The following is a 14,517-nucleotide window of genomic DNA, read 5'->3' on the forward strand; positions in this document are numbered from 1 at the left end:
GGAGAATCCGACTCATGCTGTTGTCGCTGGATCAATTCGTGTTCAGCCTGACCACCGCCCCCTTCCACGAGCTGAAGCGGCGCCGGAACTGGAAGCATCCGAAGAAGTCGCGCATCGGCGTGCGCGATGCGCGCCAGTACACCGGGCAAGGCGACGATGTCATCACGCTCGACGGCCTCATCGCGCCGGATCAAATCGGTACGAGCGCGTCGCTCGACCAGCTCGTCCAGATGGCAAACGTAGGCGAAGCGTACGTGTTGGTCGACGGCCTCGGGACCGTCTACGGCGCATACCTCATCGTGGGCCTCGACGAGACACGGCGCTACTTCACTCGCGAAGGTGCCGCGCGCCGGATCGAATTCACGTTGACGCTCGAATGCGTCGACGACGACGCGCTGCGCATCGAGCAGGAAGCGTCGCTGGCCAACGAGTCGGACGGCGACGCCGAAGCGGAGACGGAGACGAAAGCATGACGACACGCGCAATCGATCAGTCGAATGCAGTGGTGCGCCGCATCGAGCGCGTCGAACCCATGGCCGACTACCGGATCACGCTCGGCGGCCGCGATATCTCGCGGCGGTTCCTGCCGCGGCTCGAATCGCTCACCCTCACGGAATCTCGCTCCGACGACGCCGATACCGTCGACCTTGTGCTCGACGATTCGCGCGGCGACCTGGCGCTGCCGAAGCGCGGCGACGAAATCAAGGTGTCCATCGGCTGGGCCGGCGAGCAGCTCGTCGACAAGGGTACGTTCGTCGTGACCGAGTTCGAGCATAGCGGGGCACCCGACACGCTGACCGTACGCGCTCGCTCGGCCTCGATGTCGAACGGCATGCAGGAGCGGCGCGAGAAGAGCTGGCACAAGCAGACGATCGGCTCGATCGTGCGCGCGATCGCCGCCCGCTACAAGCTGACGCCGGCCGTCGCTGACACGCTGGCGAAGATCGTGATCGCGCACATCGACCAGACGCACGAAAGCGATATGTCGTTTCTGACGCGCCTGGCGAAACGCTACGACGCCGTGATGAACGTCAAGGATTTGCGGCTGCTGTTCACGCCGATCGGCACCGGCAGGACCGTCAGCGGGAAAGTTTTCCATGTGTTAAATCTGACGCGTGCGAGCGGAGACGAGCACGCATATCACGTGTCCGAGCGGGAGAACTATGCGGCCGTGCGCGCACACTACCATTCGAACGGCAAGGCGAAGCGGAAATCGGTGAGTGTGGGCGGGGAAAACAACAAGAACGTGAAAGTGCTGCCCGAAGACTATGCGAACGAAGCCGAGGCGCGAGCTGCCGCGCAAGCCGAGTTCAAGCGCATGCAGCGCAGCCAAGCGACGATGCGGTATTCACTCGCGCGTGGCCGCGCGGATCTATTCCCGGAAATGCCGGTCACGGTGTCCGGGTTCAAGCCGGAAATCGACGAGACCGCGTGGCTGGTGAAGAGGGCAACGCACACCATCGACGGCGACGGCGGATTCACAACCGCGCTCGACCTCGAAATGCGCGACGATCCGACGACCGATCGACACCGGTCGCACTTCAAGAAGGGCGGAAAGTAAAAAGCCCGCGGGCAGCGGGCTTCTGATTGCTTGAGCTACTTCCGGCTCTTGATGAACGCCGCCCATTGGCGCTGCGTCCATAGATGCCAATACCTCGGATTGAACACCATCGCACGGTAAGACGTACCCCTTGGGATACCGAATTTTTGGCAAATTTTGGCCATTTGCTCCGCGCGAATGTGGTGCATCAGAATCGGCACGGCACAGGCCGCAATGAGTAGCTCCAGCCAGAACGTTTCCAGCAAGTCCTGCATTAATTCCCCGCAATGTATCTGTATGAATTGTGAAAGCAGGGAAAAATGGTACAGGAGAAACACAGCGGCATCGAGCCGATAGGGTGAGCGCGACCTATGCCTGCCGCGCTTCCGCGTGCACCGGCGGCCCGTCATCGTACCGTACGAGTGCCGCTCGCGCCGTGCGCAGATTTCCCATCACCTGAAGCGCAGCTTCGAGCACCTGACCGACCGACTGCATGGCGTCGTCGATCGCGGCGCGTGCGTCAACGCGCTCGCTTTCGGTCAGGTCCGAACAGAACCGCGCTCCGTCCATCACAAGAGGACGCATGTCGACGTGACGATCGGCGGCCATCACCGTGCCGCTGCTGTGCTTCATGTTGATGCTCATTCTTCTGGTCCCTCACAAACACGTTCACGAACCGGCGGCACCCAACACGACGCGGTTGCCTCGGGATACCCCCGCGTCGCCAGCATCGCCGGCTTTCAGGATGCTAACTCAATACTGGATGGATATACAGTGTTTGTGTGACGAATGACCCGCGCGCGGATTACGGGTGGGCTACTTCTTCACGTCCTTCGCAGCGCGCTCGGCACGCAACCGTTCGATTTCAGCCATGGCGCGATCGACGTTTTCGGCCGTGCGCTCGTCGAGCGCTGCGCGCCGGTTTTCCGGCAGGCGCTTAGCGCGCTGTGGCGCGCCGGCCTTGAGCATGACGGCCTGATTTAGAACGCTACCAATGAACGACTGCAGGGTCGCTTTACCTGTTTCGTTGAGTTGCCGATATACGGCGACGAGCTCGGCCTCCTCTGCGTCTGTTTCTGACCGCTCACCGCTCTGGCGCCCCGCCTCCAATCTCTCGCCGGTCAGCACGTAGACAATGTCGACCCCGATCGAGCGCAGTGCCAAAAGGAAGCTGGTATCGGGCGACCGCTCGTCCGATTCATACGCCGACTGTGAACGCCGAGTGACGCCGCCTACAGCGGCAAATTCGTCCTGGCTCAGTCCGATCCGCAAGCGCTCTTCCCGCAAGCGACTCCCCACTTGAGACATAAATTTCCTGATATCGTTGACGAGACGTTTTTTGCTCATTACACTAGCCTTACCGTAACGCAAGGCTAACAACCAAAGTATACCGACCATGACCACCGCCAAAGGCCCGCGCCGATCGCCACGCGGCACCCTGTCGGACAAGCCCGTCTACGTCCGACTGACATCCACCGAACGTGACGAGCTTGAACAGTTCGCCGCGCAGCGCAATCGCTCGATTTCGAGCATGGCGCGCGAGCTGATCCGTATCGGCGCAAGCCATCTCCGCACCATTCCCCGTTCCCGCTCCGTCCGCTCGTGAATTGAGGAGCCTGCATGTACCCCGATCCGAAACGCGTCCGCAACAACAAGCACACCGTCCGCTTCGACGACTACGAGCAGGCCGTTCTCACGGCGCTCGCGAACTATCAGGGCGAGCAGCTCGCCGTGCTGATTCGCGAGATCGTCATGCGCGAAGCGACCGCCGTACTTGCCGAACGCAACACCTCCATTCTGGACCGCGCCGGCGCCTGAACGAAGGCACCGAAACGCCAACAATGAGTAGCTCCACCGATGCCCGAAACCAGCACGGAAATTTCCCTCTCGGACGCCGACCGCGACGTGCTGGAACGCGTGCGCGTGCTGCACAACCTGCCGTCCCTGGAAGCGACGGCCGAGTGGCTCGCCAAGCGGCGCCTGCGCCGCACCGCCAAGCAGATAAACGGCCGCGGCCGCGCCCTGTATCTCGTCCGGAGTAAACCGACATGCGAATCCTGAACCGCTGCCCGCACTGCCGCACGCGCGCTACCGCGCGCAGCAGCCGCGAAATGTCTCAGACCTTCCGGGAAGTCACCTTCCAGTGCAACAACGTCGAGTGCGGCCACACCTACGTTGTGAACATGGAGTTCGCCCGCACCCTGTCGCCCTCCGCGACCCCGAATCTGTCGCTAAACCTGCCGCTTTCGCCGAACGTGCGCGAGCGCCTCGAGCAGCAGCTCGAACTGCCCGTCTAGCGCGCTAAACCCTTTCCCCTGTTTCCCCTCGCATCGTGCCTATCCGGCGCGAGGGGCTTTTTTTGCCTGAAAAAAGGAGATCAGCATGGCCACCCTCGCTTCCGCCGCCGTCGTGATGCCGTTCGATCCGGCCTGCCTGTCACTCGATAAGCGCCGTGAGTATCTGCGCGCACTGTGGCGTGCCGACATCGACCCGTTCGTGTTCGTCGGCACCGCCCGCCGCCTTGGCTACGTGCTGGGCTGCCATTGGGACGCAGATGCCGGCATGCCCGTCCTGACACCGATCGTTTTGCACTGAGCCGATGCGCGCGCCCCTCACCGACCTCGACCTGCGCGCGATGTGGCGCCGCCTGCGCATGGTCGGGAATTTCGACGCGCTGTGCCCGGCCGCCCGCCGAGCCTTCGAATGCACGGCGAACGTATGGCGCGATCGAGAACCAGCGCCCGAATTGCCAGCCGTCGACAGGAAACGCCGCGCCGCGAACGACTTCGACTGACCCATCCGCGCCGGCCGCCGGCGCACTCACCTGGAACCACACCATGAAACCCTACGTTTTCGGCATCGGCGTGCTGCTGATGCTTTCCTTCTCCCTCTACGGCGTCTACTGCCTTGCCGCCGACGTGCTGCGCCTGTTCGACGTTCGACACGCCCGCGCGATCGCTTTCCTGATCGGGGTCGTCGCGTATGCCGCGCTGGTCGCGGCCATTGTCTGGTCCGTTCCGCCGCGTGGGTGACAAATGAAGCACGAGCCCACCATCCGCTACGAGCTGCTGACGACGGTCGGGCTGCGCACCGTCGCCGGCGATCACGTCGTCATCCCGAACGACGCCGACGCCGCGTTCGGCATCCACGCCGAGCCGCATGTGCGCGACGGCCACCCCGAAAAGTGGATCGTCACGCACCTGGCCTCCGGCCTGCGCATCGGCCACGGTGCGACGCGTACCGCCGCGCTCGCGAGCGCGACGTCGAACGTCGAGCGCAACCGCAATCGCCTGCGCGCAATGCTCGACCAGGCCACGACCTCGCGGTACGAGCTGCAGCATGCCGTTCAGCGCCTGCAACAGAACCATCACGACATCCTCGGAGGCGCCGCAGCATGACGCACACGACTACCCCACACGACGCCGCGCTCGCGGCCTCCATCGCGGCGGCCGCGGACGCCCTTCGCTTCGACCACGAACCCGGCGGCCTGCAACGCGTCGCGGTACTCGCGCTGTTCGTCAGCATCCTCGGCGACCGCCTGGCGCTCGCCTTCCCCGCGTCTGCCGGCGCGCTCCGCGCGCTCGTCGACAGCCCTGCGACATCCGGCAACCCTGCCGCCCTCTCCCTGCATCAACAGCAATAACGATGGCCTCGATCGACGAACTGAAACAACGCATCGACCTGCACGACCTCGCCGACCGGCTCGGGCTGAAACGCGGCCGCGGCGGCGACCGCGCGCTCTACCACTCGCCGCAGCACGACGACAAGAACCCGTCCCTGTCGATCTACGTGAACCACCCGAAGCACGGCACCGGCTGGCGCGATCACAGCGCCGACGTCGGCGGCTCGTGCATCGACCTGGTCATCCACGCGCGCGGCGGCACCGTCGCCGACGCGGTGCGCTACCTGCACGACGCGTACGGCATTCCGCTCGACCGGCCGGCGCCGGCCGAGCGCCGCGAGAAAACGACCGTCGAGTACATCGCCGATCGGTGCTTTGCCGAACGCGACCAGGTGCGTGACTATCTCGGCGGCCGCGGCATTTCCGCCGCCGCGATTGACGCCGCGATCGCCGCGCGCTCCCTCGGATTCAACACGTGGACCAGCTCGAAGGTTGCCGCCGGCGAAGTCGGCCACGCTGGCCCGGCCGCTGCGTTCATCGTGCGCGCACCGGGCGACGGCCGCGTCGTCGCCGTCGACATGCGCTATCTCGATCCGGCGCTCAACGGCGGCGTCAAGACGCAGACCCAGGGCGACAAGGCCGGTTACGGCTGGACTGCGGATCCTCGCAGGCTCGACAAGGCGAAACGCGTGTTCATCGTCGAAAGCGCGATCAACGCGCTGTCGATCGACACCTGCGCGCTGCCTGGCGCGGCGGCGCTCGCGCTGCGCGGCCTGGCGAACGTCGACGGCATCGACTTCGCGTTCCTGCGCGGCAAACAGGTCGTGATCTGCCTGGACAACGACGAGCCCTTCGCCGACGGTCATCCCCGCGCCGGCCGCCGCCCCGGCCCGGAAGCGGCGTGGGCGCTGTACGAACGCCTTACGGCGCTCAACATCAGCGCGGTCCTCGTCGACCAGGCCGACTGGCTCGCCGACCTCGCGGACGGCGAGAAAACGCAGAAGCCCATCAACGACGTGAATGACTATCTGCAACTGCGCGGCCCGGCCGAACTGCAGCGCGCACTCGACCAGCTCGAACCGTGGCTGATTGCTGGCCTCGCCGGCGACGCCACGCGTCGCGGCCGGCCGCGCATCTTCTTGCCGTCGCACGACTTCGCGCAATACTGGCGCTTCCGCGTGCGGCCCGACTTCACCAGCTACATCACGAAGATGGACCGCAACGACGACACGGGCATCGAAACGCCCGTCATGACGGACCTGTGCGGCTTCCGCATCGCCGGCATCAGCCGCGTGTCGGTCGCGAGCGCGACGTCGACGATGACAGGCGACGCCGACCAGGCGCCCACCGTCTACTTCGCCGTGTCCGTCCAGGCGCCGCGCCACGGCGCGCAGCTCGTGCGCCGCGTGATGCTCGACGACCAGCTCCACAACGTCGACCAATGGGGCAAGTTCGGCCCGATCTGGGCGCCGGCGCCGTTCAAGCGCATGGTGAACATCCTGGAGCGCGGCGCCGACCTCGGCGCGCGCCAGGCCGCAAACTTCGTCGGGCTCGCCTGGCGCGACGGCCGCCTGATCGTCAACGAAGGCCCGGACTGCTACTTCACCGAAGCCGACAAGCAGTGCCCGTACCACAACCTGACATTCCCGACCGGCCCTATCAGCGACGCACGGCGCGTCATCGCCGCGTACCAGGCGACGTTCAAGCAAAACGCCGCGACGATCCCGCTCGTGTGGGCGCTCGGCGGCCACCTGAAGGCGCTGCTCGGTTTCTGGCCGCACATCACCATCCAGGCGAACAAGGGCGCCGGCAAGTCGACGCTCATCAAGCGGCTCGAGCGCTCGCTCGCGTTCACGATGTTCTCCGGGCAGTCGCTGCAGACCGAGTTCCGGCTGCTGACCAGCATCAGCCACACCAGCCACCCGGTCGGATGGGAAGAGCTGTCCGCGCGCCGGCAGGACGTGATCGACAAGGCCGTCGGCCTGCTGCAGGAGAACTACCAGTACACCGTCACGCGCCGCGGCACCGACATGACGGAATACCTGTTGTGCGCGCCCGTGATGCTGGCCGGCGAAGACGTGCCCGTGCGCAGCCTGCTCGGCAAGCTCGTGCGCACGACGCTGACCGGCAAGCGCGGCCCGTTGATGCCGGACGACCTGCCGCGCTTCCCGGTTCGGCAGTGGCTCGAATTCCTCGCCGGCCTGGACAAACGCACCGTGCACGACCACTACGCCACGCTGCGCGACAAGGCGCTGGCCAACTGCCGCGCGAGCGGCGAGGACGACGGCGCGAAGCGGATGGCCGGCAACTATGCGGCCGTCGCGCTCGCCTGGCGCTACCTGTGCGAGTTCGCCGGCATGGACCCGAGCGAAGGCGACTTCCCGCGCGACCTGCTCGCCGAAATGAACGGCCACGTCGCTGAGACAAGCGCCGATCGCGAGCCGTGGGTCTGGATCATGGAAACGGTGCTGTCGGAGATCGACGGCGGCAACTACAAGCACCCGTTCACCTTCGATACCGTCGACGGCGAGTTCTGCCTGCTGCTGCGCACCGGCCACGTGATGGACCACATCGCCCACACGAGCGCGCTGCGCGACAAATGGAACGGCCTGCCCGTGAAATCCGATCGCGTGTTCAAGGCGCAGCTCAAGCACGCCGGCGTCGTGGTCGGCGAGAAGGAGGTCGAGCGCCGGATCTACACCCGCCGCGTGCCGTACCTCACGCCGATTTCGCTCGACCGTCTGGCGGGCTTCGGTCTGCACGTGTCCATCCGTGAAGACCTGGCGACCGACGCGACCGAGCAGCGGGGCCGAGCATGACGCCCTCTCAGCCGATGCGGCCGCCACGCGGCCGTACCCCTTCCCCCCATATTTCCGGCCGCGTAGCGGCCCTGTATTCGGTTTTGTGGTGCGTGCGTCGATGCGCGCAGCAATCGGCGCACGTCGTCACGCGGCCGCCGTGCTGTCGGCTTCCCCCCGTACCCCCCGCAAGTCGAAACGGCCGGGCAACGGCGCGAACCTTGAGGAAAGGGGGCCGCGCGGGCGAGCTTTTCCACAGGGAACGGGCAGGCAGCGCACGCGAATCGTGGTTTTCGGGGGCGTCCGCTCGTAAGTCTTTGATTGTTGAGAAGAGTGCCGCCATGTGTCGCTCTCCATTTGCCACTAGTCGGGGCGTTTTTGCCACTAGTCCGGTTTTCGCGCCGACCGCCGCCGCCCCTTTCTCTCTTCTCTCTAATTCATTGAAAAAGAAGAAGAAAGAAAGCAAAGAAGAGGCAGGCACAGGTCGAAATCGAGCGCCACGAGTCTTGTGCGTTTTGCCATCAGTTACAGACGCTGCCTATTTTTTAGGCCACGAGTCGGAAGGGGCTGCCACGGGTTTTTCATGGCAAATGATGGCAGGCGAAATCATTAAAAATCAGTCAGTTACGCATGAAAGACAGGGAGCACCACGAATCCACGAGTTGTTTTGCCCCTCCCCCTGCCGCGTCGCGCTCGGGAGATAGCCCGATGAACACCGTGAACCTGGAACAAGCCGCTGCCCTGCTCGGCGCGCATCCCGAAACGGTGCGGCTGAAAGCGAAGGCCGGCGAGCTGCCTGGCCGCAAGGTCGGCAAGCGCTGGATGTTTTCGACGGTTGCCCTGCAGCGCTACCTCGCCGGAGAATGGATTCCGCGAGTTGTGCAGGGCGATCAGCAGGAGGAAGTTAAAAAATGTCGCTCTATAAACGCAGTAACAGTCCCAACTGGTATTACCGCCTCACCCCGCCTGGCGGCGGTCCGGTCGTACAGGGAAGCACTGGCACCAGCAACAAAGCGCAGGCCCAGGAGTTCTACGACCGCCTGAAGGTGGAGCTGTGGAACCAGGCGAAGCTCGGCCACAAGCCGCGCTACACCTGGAACGATGCGGTTGTCCGTTATGTCGGTGATCGCGAAGGGTTGCCGAGCCTGGAAACGTCGAAAACGCACCTGCGCTGGCTCGATCAGCACTTGTCCGGCGTCGCCCTGGCGGACATCGACCGCGACCGTATCGACGCGATCGCGCTCGCCAAGCGCCGCGAGCCACGCGTGGTGCGCACGAAGCGCGGCATCGTCGTCACCGACAAGACCGTTAGCGCTGGCACCGTGCGCCGCGTGATCTGCGTCCTAAAGGCCGTCTTGAATGCAGCCGTCGAGTGGGAATGGCTGGATCGCGCGCCGGTGACGAAGCTGGCGAAAACCGTGCAGAAGCGGATCCGCTGGCTGACGCCGGCGCAAGCCGAACGATTGCTGGCCGAGCTGCCCGAGCACCTGTCTGACATGGCACGCTTCAGCCTCGAAACCGGCCTGCGGCGCTCGAACGTGACGGGGCTGCAATGGTCGCAGGTCGACATCGTGCGGCGCATCGCGTGGATTCACCCGGACCAGGCGAAGGCGAAGAAGGCAATCACGGTGCCGCTCTCCGAAACGGCGATCGCGGTCCTGTTGCGCCAGCGTGCGAAGAGGCGCGCACCCGAGTTCGTCGACAGCGTGTTCGTCTACAAGGGCCGGCCGGTGTATCAGACCGTGACCGCCGCCTGGCGCAAGGCACTGAAGCGCGCCGGCATCCGTGATTTCCGCTGGCACGATCTACGGCACACGTGGGCGAGCTGGCATGTCCAGCGCGGCACGCCGTTACAGGTGTTGAAGGAGCTGGGCGGGTGGGAAACGCTGGAGATGGTGCAGCGCTACGCGCACCTGTCGGCGGCGCATCTGGCGCAGTGGGTGCAGCCGCATTTGCCGGTCGCGCAGGTGATCGAGCTGCCGCGTGAAACGGTGTCAGCGCCGCCGGAAACACTGCTGACCGCAGCCGGCTAACTGTAATTTCACTGTAACGGGGGGAAACGATGAAGTAGCGAAACCGCTGAAAGCCTTATCAGGCTTGGCGCGCCCGGCTGGGATCGAACCAGCAACCCCTGCCTTCGGAGGGCAGTACTCTATCCATTGAGCTACGGGCGCCTGTGACAGTGAAGCGACCCCAATAAACAGATCGCCCACATTTGACAAGACGGCAAGGATACCCTGTTTCCCATGACGCGTCCACCTTGCCCGTGGAATCCCCGCCGGACCGTGCTGCGTGCGGGTAAACACGCGCCATCGCGGCGCTCGCCGTGATGTAAACGTTCCGTCTATAATCGTCCGTGCTTCATTGGACTGCCATTTTGCCGTTGCACCGCGCTCACAATTCCTAATCACGGAGACGAGGCAAGTATGAGCGAAGCACCCCACGAATCTCCCGTCAAAACCCCCGGGCAGTTGATTGCCGTCATCATCGCGTCGTTCGCGATTCCGATCGCCCTCATCGTCCTGTTCGCCACCTACGCGAACCACGCGTTCCGTTCGGGCGCCGGCACGGACGCACTGTCCGACGAGCAGGTCGCCAGACGCATCGCGCCGATCGCGCAGGTCGACGTGAAGGACGCCAACGCGCCCCGCACCTACAAGACAGGCGAGCAGGTGTACAAGGCCGTCTGCGTGACGTGCCACGGCACGGGCGCCGCGGGCGCGCCGAAGTTCGGCAACAAGGACGACTGGGCGCCGCGCATCTCGCAAGGCTTCGACACGCTGCTGAAGACGGCCCTCGCCGGCAAGGGCGCGATGCCGCCGCGCGGCGGCACGAGCCCCGACGACGTCAGCGACTACGAGATCGCCCGCGCGATCGTCTACATGGCAAACAACGACGGCGCGAACTTCCCCGAACCGGCGGCGCCGGCCGCCAACGCGCCGCAGGCCGCAAGCGGCGCGGCAGGCGCATCGGGCGCGGCCGATGCCGCAAGCGCGCAGATCGCCGCCGCGCAGGCCGCGATCGCTGCGATTCCGAAGGCCGGCGAGCAGCCCGCGGCCGCGCCGACAAGCGCCGACGCCGCGTCGGCCGGCAAGGCGCTCTACACGCAGGTCTGCCAGGCCTGCCACGCCGCGGGCGTGCTCGGCGCACCGAAGTTCGGCAGCAAGGAGGACTGGGCGCCGCGCCTGAAGGACTCGATGGACACGGTCTACAACTACGCGCTGCACGGCAAGGGCGCGATGCCGCCGAAGGGCGGGTCGAACGCGTCGGATGCCGACGTGAAGGCCGCCGTCGATTACATGGTCAACGCGGCGAAGTAAGCGCGACCGGTCAACGGCCCGTAGAAAACCCCCGCGACGCACGTGCGTCGCGGGGGTTTCGTTTTGGTTTTGCCCGACCGCGCCATCGCGCGCCGGTTCTCGCCGCCGTATCCGTTCAATGCCCGCCCGGCGGCGCCGCTATCGCGTCACTTCTGCAGCAACGCCTTCAGGCTCGCGAGCCGATCCTTCGGCGACATCGGCGCCTCTTCCGGCGTGGGCGGCGGCGCATCGTCGAGACCCATCTCGGGGATGAAGCGCGACGGCTCGCACACGACCGTCTCGCGCGCCCGCTTGCGCTTCTTGCACCAGTTCAGATGCAGGCTGCGCTGCGCGCGCGTGATCGCGACGTACATCAGCCGGCGCTCCTCCTCGATCCGCTCGCTGTCGATCGGGCCGTCGTCGTCGCTGCCGCCGCGGTGCGGCATGATGCCCTCCTCGACGCCGACCAGGAACACGTGCGGATACTCGAGCCCCTTCGACGCATGGACGGTCGACAGCCGCACCGCGTCCGGATCCTCGTCCTTGCCTTCGAGCATCGACATCAGCGCGACGGTCTGGATCAGGCCGAGCAGGTTCTTGCCCGTATCGCCGAGCCCGTCCGCGTTGTGGAAGCCCTCCGCCTCGCCGTCGACGGCCTCGGCCGCCTCGGGCTTGGTGCCCTTGCGCTTCAGCCATTCGAGGAACTCGAGCACGTTCTGCCATTTCGACTGCGCCTGACGCTCGTCGAACGCATCGTACAGGTAGGCCTCGTAGTGGATTGCCTCCATCATGTCGTCGAGCACGACGGTCGCGGGCTCCTTGTCGGCGCGATCGGTCAGGCGCTGGATGAAGTCGCAGAACATCCGCAGCGGCTCGACCTGGCGCGCGGACAGCCGCGCCTCGATGCCGCCCATGTAGACGGCCTCGAACAGCGACACCTTCGCCTGGCCCGCGAACGAGCCGAGCGCCTCGAGCGTCGTGTTGCCGATCCCGCGGCGCGGCGTCGTGACCGCGCGGATGAACGCGGGATCGTCGTCGGCGTTCGCGATCAGGCGCAGATACGCGCACAGATCCTTGATCTCGGCCTTGTCGAAGAACGACTGGCCGCCCGACAGCACGTACGGGATCCGCTCGCGCCGCAGCACCTGCTCGAAGATCCGCGCCTGGAAGTTGCCGCGATACAGGATCGCGTAGTCGCGGAACTGCGTGCGCCGCTCGAACTTGTGCGCGGACAGCCGGAACACGACCGATTCGGCCTCGTGCTCCTCGTCGTTGCACGGCGTGACGGTGATCGAATCGCCCATCCCGTGCTCGGACCACAGCTTCTTCTCGAACAGCTTCGGGTTGTTCGCGATCACGTTGTTCGCCGCGGTCAGGATCCGCACCGTCGACCGGTAGTTCTGCTCGAGCTTGATCACGTGCAGCTTCGGGAAATCCTTGCCGAGCTGCGCGAGGTTCTCGAGCGTCGCGCCGCGCCAGCCGTAGATCGCCTGGTCGTCGTCGCCGACCGCCGTGAACGCCGCGCGCGGGCCCGCGAGCAGCTTCAGCAGCTGATACTGGCACGCATTGGTGTCCTGGTACTCGTCGATCAGCAGATAGCGCAGCTTGTTCTGCCAGCGGTCGCGCACCTGCTCGTTGTTCGCGAACAGCTCGGTCGGCAGGCGGATCAGGTCGTCGAAATCGACGGCCTGGTACGCGTGCAGCGTCGCGACGTAGTTGCGGTACACGAGCGCGGCCTGGTGCTCGTCCTCGTTCGCGGCGATCGTCATCGCCTCCTCGGGCGTGACGAGGCCGTTCTTCCACAGCGAGATGATGTTCTGGATCTTGCGGATCAGCCCCTTGTCGGTGGTGCCGATCTGCTCCTGGATCATCCCGAAGCAGTCGTCCGAATCCATGATCGAGAACTGCGGCTTCAGGCCGACGTGCTCGGCCTCCTGGCGCAGGATCTGCACGCCGAGCGAGTGGAACGTGCAGACGGTGAGCTGGTTGACGGGCACCTTGCGGCCTTCCTTGCCGGGCGTGGTGAGCGTCTTGCCCTCGAGCAGCTTCGACACGCGCTCGCGCATCTCGGCGGCCGCCTTGTTCGTGAACGTGACGGCGGCGATATGGCGCGGCTCGAAGCCTTTCGCTTCGATCAGGTGCGCGATCTTCTGCGTGATCACGCGGGTCTTGCCGCTGCCCGCGCCGGCGAGCACGAGGCAGGGACCGTCGAGGTAGCGCACCGCTTCGTTCTGAGCGGGATTGAGGCCTGCGGACATGATGGCGGATGGTGTTGCGGTTGACGGCGGAACGCCGGGAGGATGCCGTGCGCGGCGGCCCTGCGAAGCAGGCGGACGCGCAGGCAGGACGCGCATGTTAACACGTCGGCGGCACGCGTTTCGTGAACGCCGCCGGACGGCGCCGCGTGTGCATCCGGCCCCGTGCGCGCCGCACCTCACCCTGGCCGGACGGCCAATCCGGCCCCGTCCGGGCGCGGATCGGCCACAATAGGCGCTCGTCGGCCCGGCGCTCGCGCGGGGCCCGGATCAACCGTCGCCGGATCGACACCATGGGATACCCGTTCGCCACCGCCGCCCTCGGCCCGCTGCTGTTCGCGCAGGGGCGCTACGTGCGTCGCGTCACGCCGCGGCTGCCCGAGGCGGCCGGCCCGCGCAGCGGGGAAGCCGGCGAAGGCCCGCCGCTGCGCGTGCTGGTGCTCGGCGATTCGGCGGCCGCGGGCGTCGGCGTCGCGACGCAGGCCGATGCGCTGGCCGGGCAACTGGCGCGCGCACTGGCGGCCACCCATCGCGTCAGCTGGAAACTGCTCGCGCGCACCGGCCTGACGACGCAGGATCTCGTCGACTGGCTCGCCGCCGAGCCGGCCGAGCCGTTCGACGCGGCCGTCACGTCGCTCGGCGTCAACGACGTGACGGGCGGCGTGTCGCCGGCCCGCTGGCTGGCCGCGCAGGCCGCGCTCGTCGGGCTGCTCGCCGCGCGCTTCGAGGTCGGGCACGCGGTGCTGTCGGCGGTGCCGCCGATGGAGCGCTTTCCGGCGCTGCCGCAGCCGCTCGCGTGGTATCTCGGGCAGCGCGCGAAGCGCCTCAACGCGGCCCTCGCCGGCTGGGCCGCGACGCAGCCGCACTGCACGTTCCTGCAGGTCGCGCTGCCGCTCGAGCGCCACCTGATGGCCGCGGACGGCTTCCATCCTGCCGCGGCGGCCTGCGCGGCCTGGGCCGGGCAGGTCGCGGTCGCGTTGCGGCAGCGGGCCGCCGCATGACG

Annotated in this window: 18 protein-coding genes, 1 tRNA gene and 1 pseudogene; 16 read left to right on the plus strand and 4 right to left on the minus strand. The window is 66.2% G+C overall.

What is annotated here, in order from left to right:
- Positions 1–14: 14 nt before the first annotated feature.
- Complete coding sequence (locus BST28156_RS24705; RefSeq protein ID WP_174903570.1) at positions 15–473, plus strand: phage tail protein; 459 nt, start codon at positions 15–17, stop codon at positions 471–473.
- Positions 470–1,561 (plus strand): phage late control D family protein, encoded by a 1,092-nt coding sequence (locus BST28156_RS24710; protein ID WP_174903571.1) that lies wholly within the window; start codon positions 470–472, stop codon positions 1,559–1,561. Before BST28156_RS24705 ends, BST28156_RS24710 begins: the two co-directional genes overlap by 4 nt.
- A 348-nt stretch (positions 1,562–1,909) precedes the next feature.
- Here BST28156_RS24710 and BST28156_RS24715 read toward each other — a convergent pair whose 3' ends face one another.
- Positions 1,910–2,185 carry a hypothetical protein gene (locus BST28156_RS24715; RefSeq protein ID WP_174903572.1) on the minus strand — a complete coding sequence of 92 codons (276 nt, stop codon included), beginning with the start codon at positions 2,183–2,185 and terminating at the stop codon, positions 1,910–1,912.
- Positions 2,186–2,356: 171 nt separating this feature from the next.
- Entirely contained in the window at positions 2,357–2,887 is a 531-nt protein-coding gene (locus BST28156_RS24720; protein WP_254596422.1) for a helix-turn-helix domain-containing protein, read from the minus strand.
- A 49-nt stretch (positions 2,888–2,936) separates the two neighbouring features.
- On the opposite strand from BST28156_RS24720, the gene BST28156_RS24725 reads away from it, so the two are divergent.
- The 12 genes and pseudogenes from BST28156_RS24725 to BST28156_RS24775 all read left to right on the plus strand — a co-directional run bounded on the left by BST28156_RS24725 (position 2,937) and on the right by BST28156_RS24775 (position 9,993).
- The gene (locus BST28156_RS24725; RefSeq protein WP_174903573.1) at positions 2,937–3,146 is read left to right on the plus strand and encodes a hypothetical protein; all 210 of its coding nucleotides are present in this window, start codon (positions 2,937–2,939) and stop codon (positions 3,144–3,146) included.
- A 14-nt stretch (positions 3,147–3,160) separates the two neighbouring features.
- On the plus strand, positions 3,161–3,358 hold the full coding sequence (locus tag BST28156_RS24730; protein WP_059603643.1) for a hypothetical protein: 198 nt from the start codon (positions 3,161–3,163) through the stop codon (positions 3,356–3,358).
- A gap of 39 nt (positions 3,359–3,397) precedes the next feature.
- On the plus strand, positions 3,398–3,601 hold the full coding sequence (locus BST28156_RS24735; protein WP_174903574.1) for a hypothetical protein: 204 nt from the start codon (positions 3,398–3,400) through the stop codon (positions 3,599–3,601).
- Positions 3,589–3,837: an Ogr/Delta-like zinc finger protein gene (locus tag BST28156_RS24740; RefSeq protein WP_059603647.1), complete on the plus strand. Its 249-nt coding sequence runs from the start codon at positions 3,589–3,591 to the stop codon at positions 3,835–3,837. The genes BST28156_RS24735 and BST28156_RS24740 overlap by 13 nt, the downstream gene beginning before the upstream one ends.
- Positions 3,838–3,922: 85 nt before the next feature.
- Positions 3,923–4,135 carry a hypothetical protein gene (locus tag BST28156_RS24745; protein ID WP_174903575.1) on the plus strand — a complete coding sequence of 71 codons (213 nt, stop codon included), beginning with the start codon at positions 3,923–3,925 and terminating at the stop codon, positions 4,133–4,135.
- 4 nt (positions 4,136–4,139) lie between these two features.
- On the plus strand, positions 4,140–4,334 hold the full coding sequence (locus tag BST28156_RS24750) for a hypothetical protein (protein WP_174903576.1): 195 nt from the start codon (positions 4,140–4,142) through the stop codon (positions 4,332–4,334).
- 43 nt (positions 4,335–4,377) lie between these two features.
- The gene (locus tag BST28156_RS24755; RefSeq protein ID WP_174903577.1) at positions 4,378–4,572 is read left to right on the plus strand and encodes a hypothetical protein; all 195 of its coding nucleotides are present in this window, start codon (positions 4,378–4,380) and stop codon (positions 4,570–4,572) included.
- Positions 4,573–4,575: 3 nt separating this feature from the next.
- Complete coding sequence (locus BST28156_RS24760) at positions 4,576–4,938, plus strand: hypothetical protein (RefSeq protein WP_174903578.1); 363 nt, start codon at positions 4,576–4,578, stop codon at positions 4,936–4,938.
- Complete coding sequence (locus tag BST28156_RS24765; protein WP_174903579.1) at positions 4,935–5,183, plus strand: hypothetical protein; 249 nt, start codon at positions 4,935–4,937, stop codon at positions 5,181–5,183. Before BST28156_RS24760 ends, BST28156_RS24765 begins: the two co-directional genes overlap by 4 nt.
- Positions 5,184–5,185: 2 nt before the next feature.
- Positions 5,186–7,981, plus strand: a complete 2,796-nt coding sequence (locus BST28156_RS24770; RefSeq protein WP_174903580.1) for a toprim domain-containing protein — start codon at positions 5,186–5,188, stop codon at positions 7,979–7,981.
- A gap of 687 nt (positions 7,982–8,668) precedes the next feature.
- A pseudogene (locus BST28156_RS34840) lies at positions 8,669–8,758 on the plus strand (MerR family transcriptional regulator); the annotation flags it as partial.
- A gap of 113 nt (positions 8,759–8,871) precedes the next feature.
- Positions 8,872–9,993 carry a tyrosine-type recombinase/integrase gene (locus BST28156_RS24775; protein ID WP_174903581.1) on the plus strand — a complete coding sequence of 374 codons (1,122 nt, stop codon included), beginning with the start codon at positions 8,872–8,874 and terminating at the stop codon, positions 9,991–9,993.
- Positions 9,994–10,058: 65 nt separating this feature from the next.
- Here BST28156_RS24775 and BST28156_RS24780 read toward each other — a convergent pair.
- A tRNA-Arg gene (locus tag BST28156_RS24780) sits at positions 10,059–10,134 on the minus strand.
- 252 nt (positions 10,135–10,386) lie between these two features.
- On the opposite strand from BST28156_RS24780, the gene BST28156_RS24785 reads away from it, so the two are divergent.
- Complete coding sequence (locus BST28156_RS24785) at positions 10,387–11,280, plus strand: c-type cytochrome (protein WP_060245950.1); 894 nt, start codon at positions 10,387–10,389, stop codon at positions 11,278–11,280.
- Positions 11,281–11,426: 146 nt separating this feature from the next.
- On the opposite strand, the gene BST28156_RS24790 is transcribed toward BST28156_RS24785, so the two are convergent.
- Entirely contained in the window at positions 11,427–13,613 is a 2,187-nt protein-coding gene (locus BST28156_RS24790; RefSeq protein WP_437341302.1) for a UvrD-helicase domain-containing protein, read from the minus strand.
- 194 nt (positions 13,614–13,807) lie between these two features.
- On the opposite strand from BST28156_RS24790, the gene BST28156_RS24795 reads away from it, so the two are divergent.
- On the plus strand, positions 13,808–14,515 hold the full coding sequence (locus BST28156_RS24795; RefSeq protein ID WP_174903582.1) for an SGNH/GDSL hydrolase family protein: 708 nt from the start codon (positions 13,808–13,810) through the stop codon (positions 14,513–14,515).
- Positions 14,516–14,517: the final 2 nt, after the last annotated feature.

The sequence above is a fragment of the Burkholderia pseudomultivorans genome (assembly GCF_902499075.1).
Classification (GTDB): Bacteria; Pseudomonadota; Gammaproteobacteria; order Burkholderiales; family Burkholderiaceae; genus Burkholderia; species Burkholderia pseudomultivorans.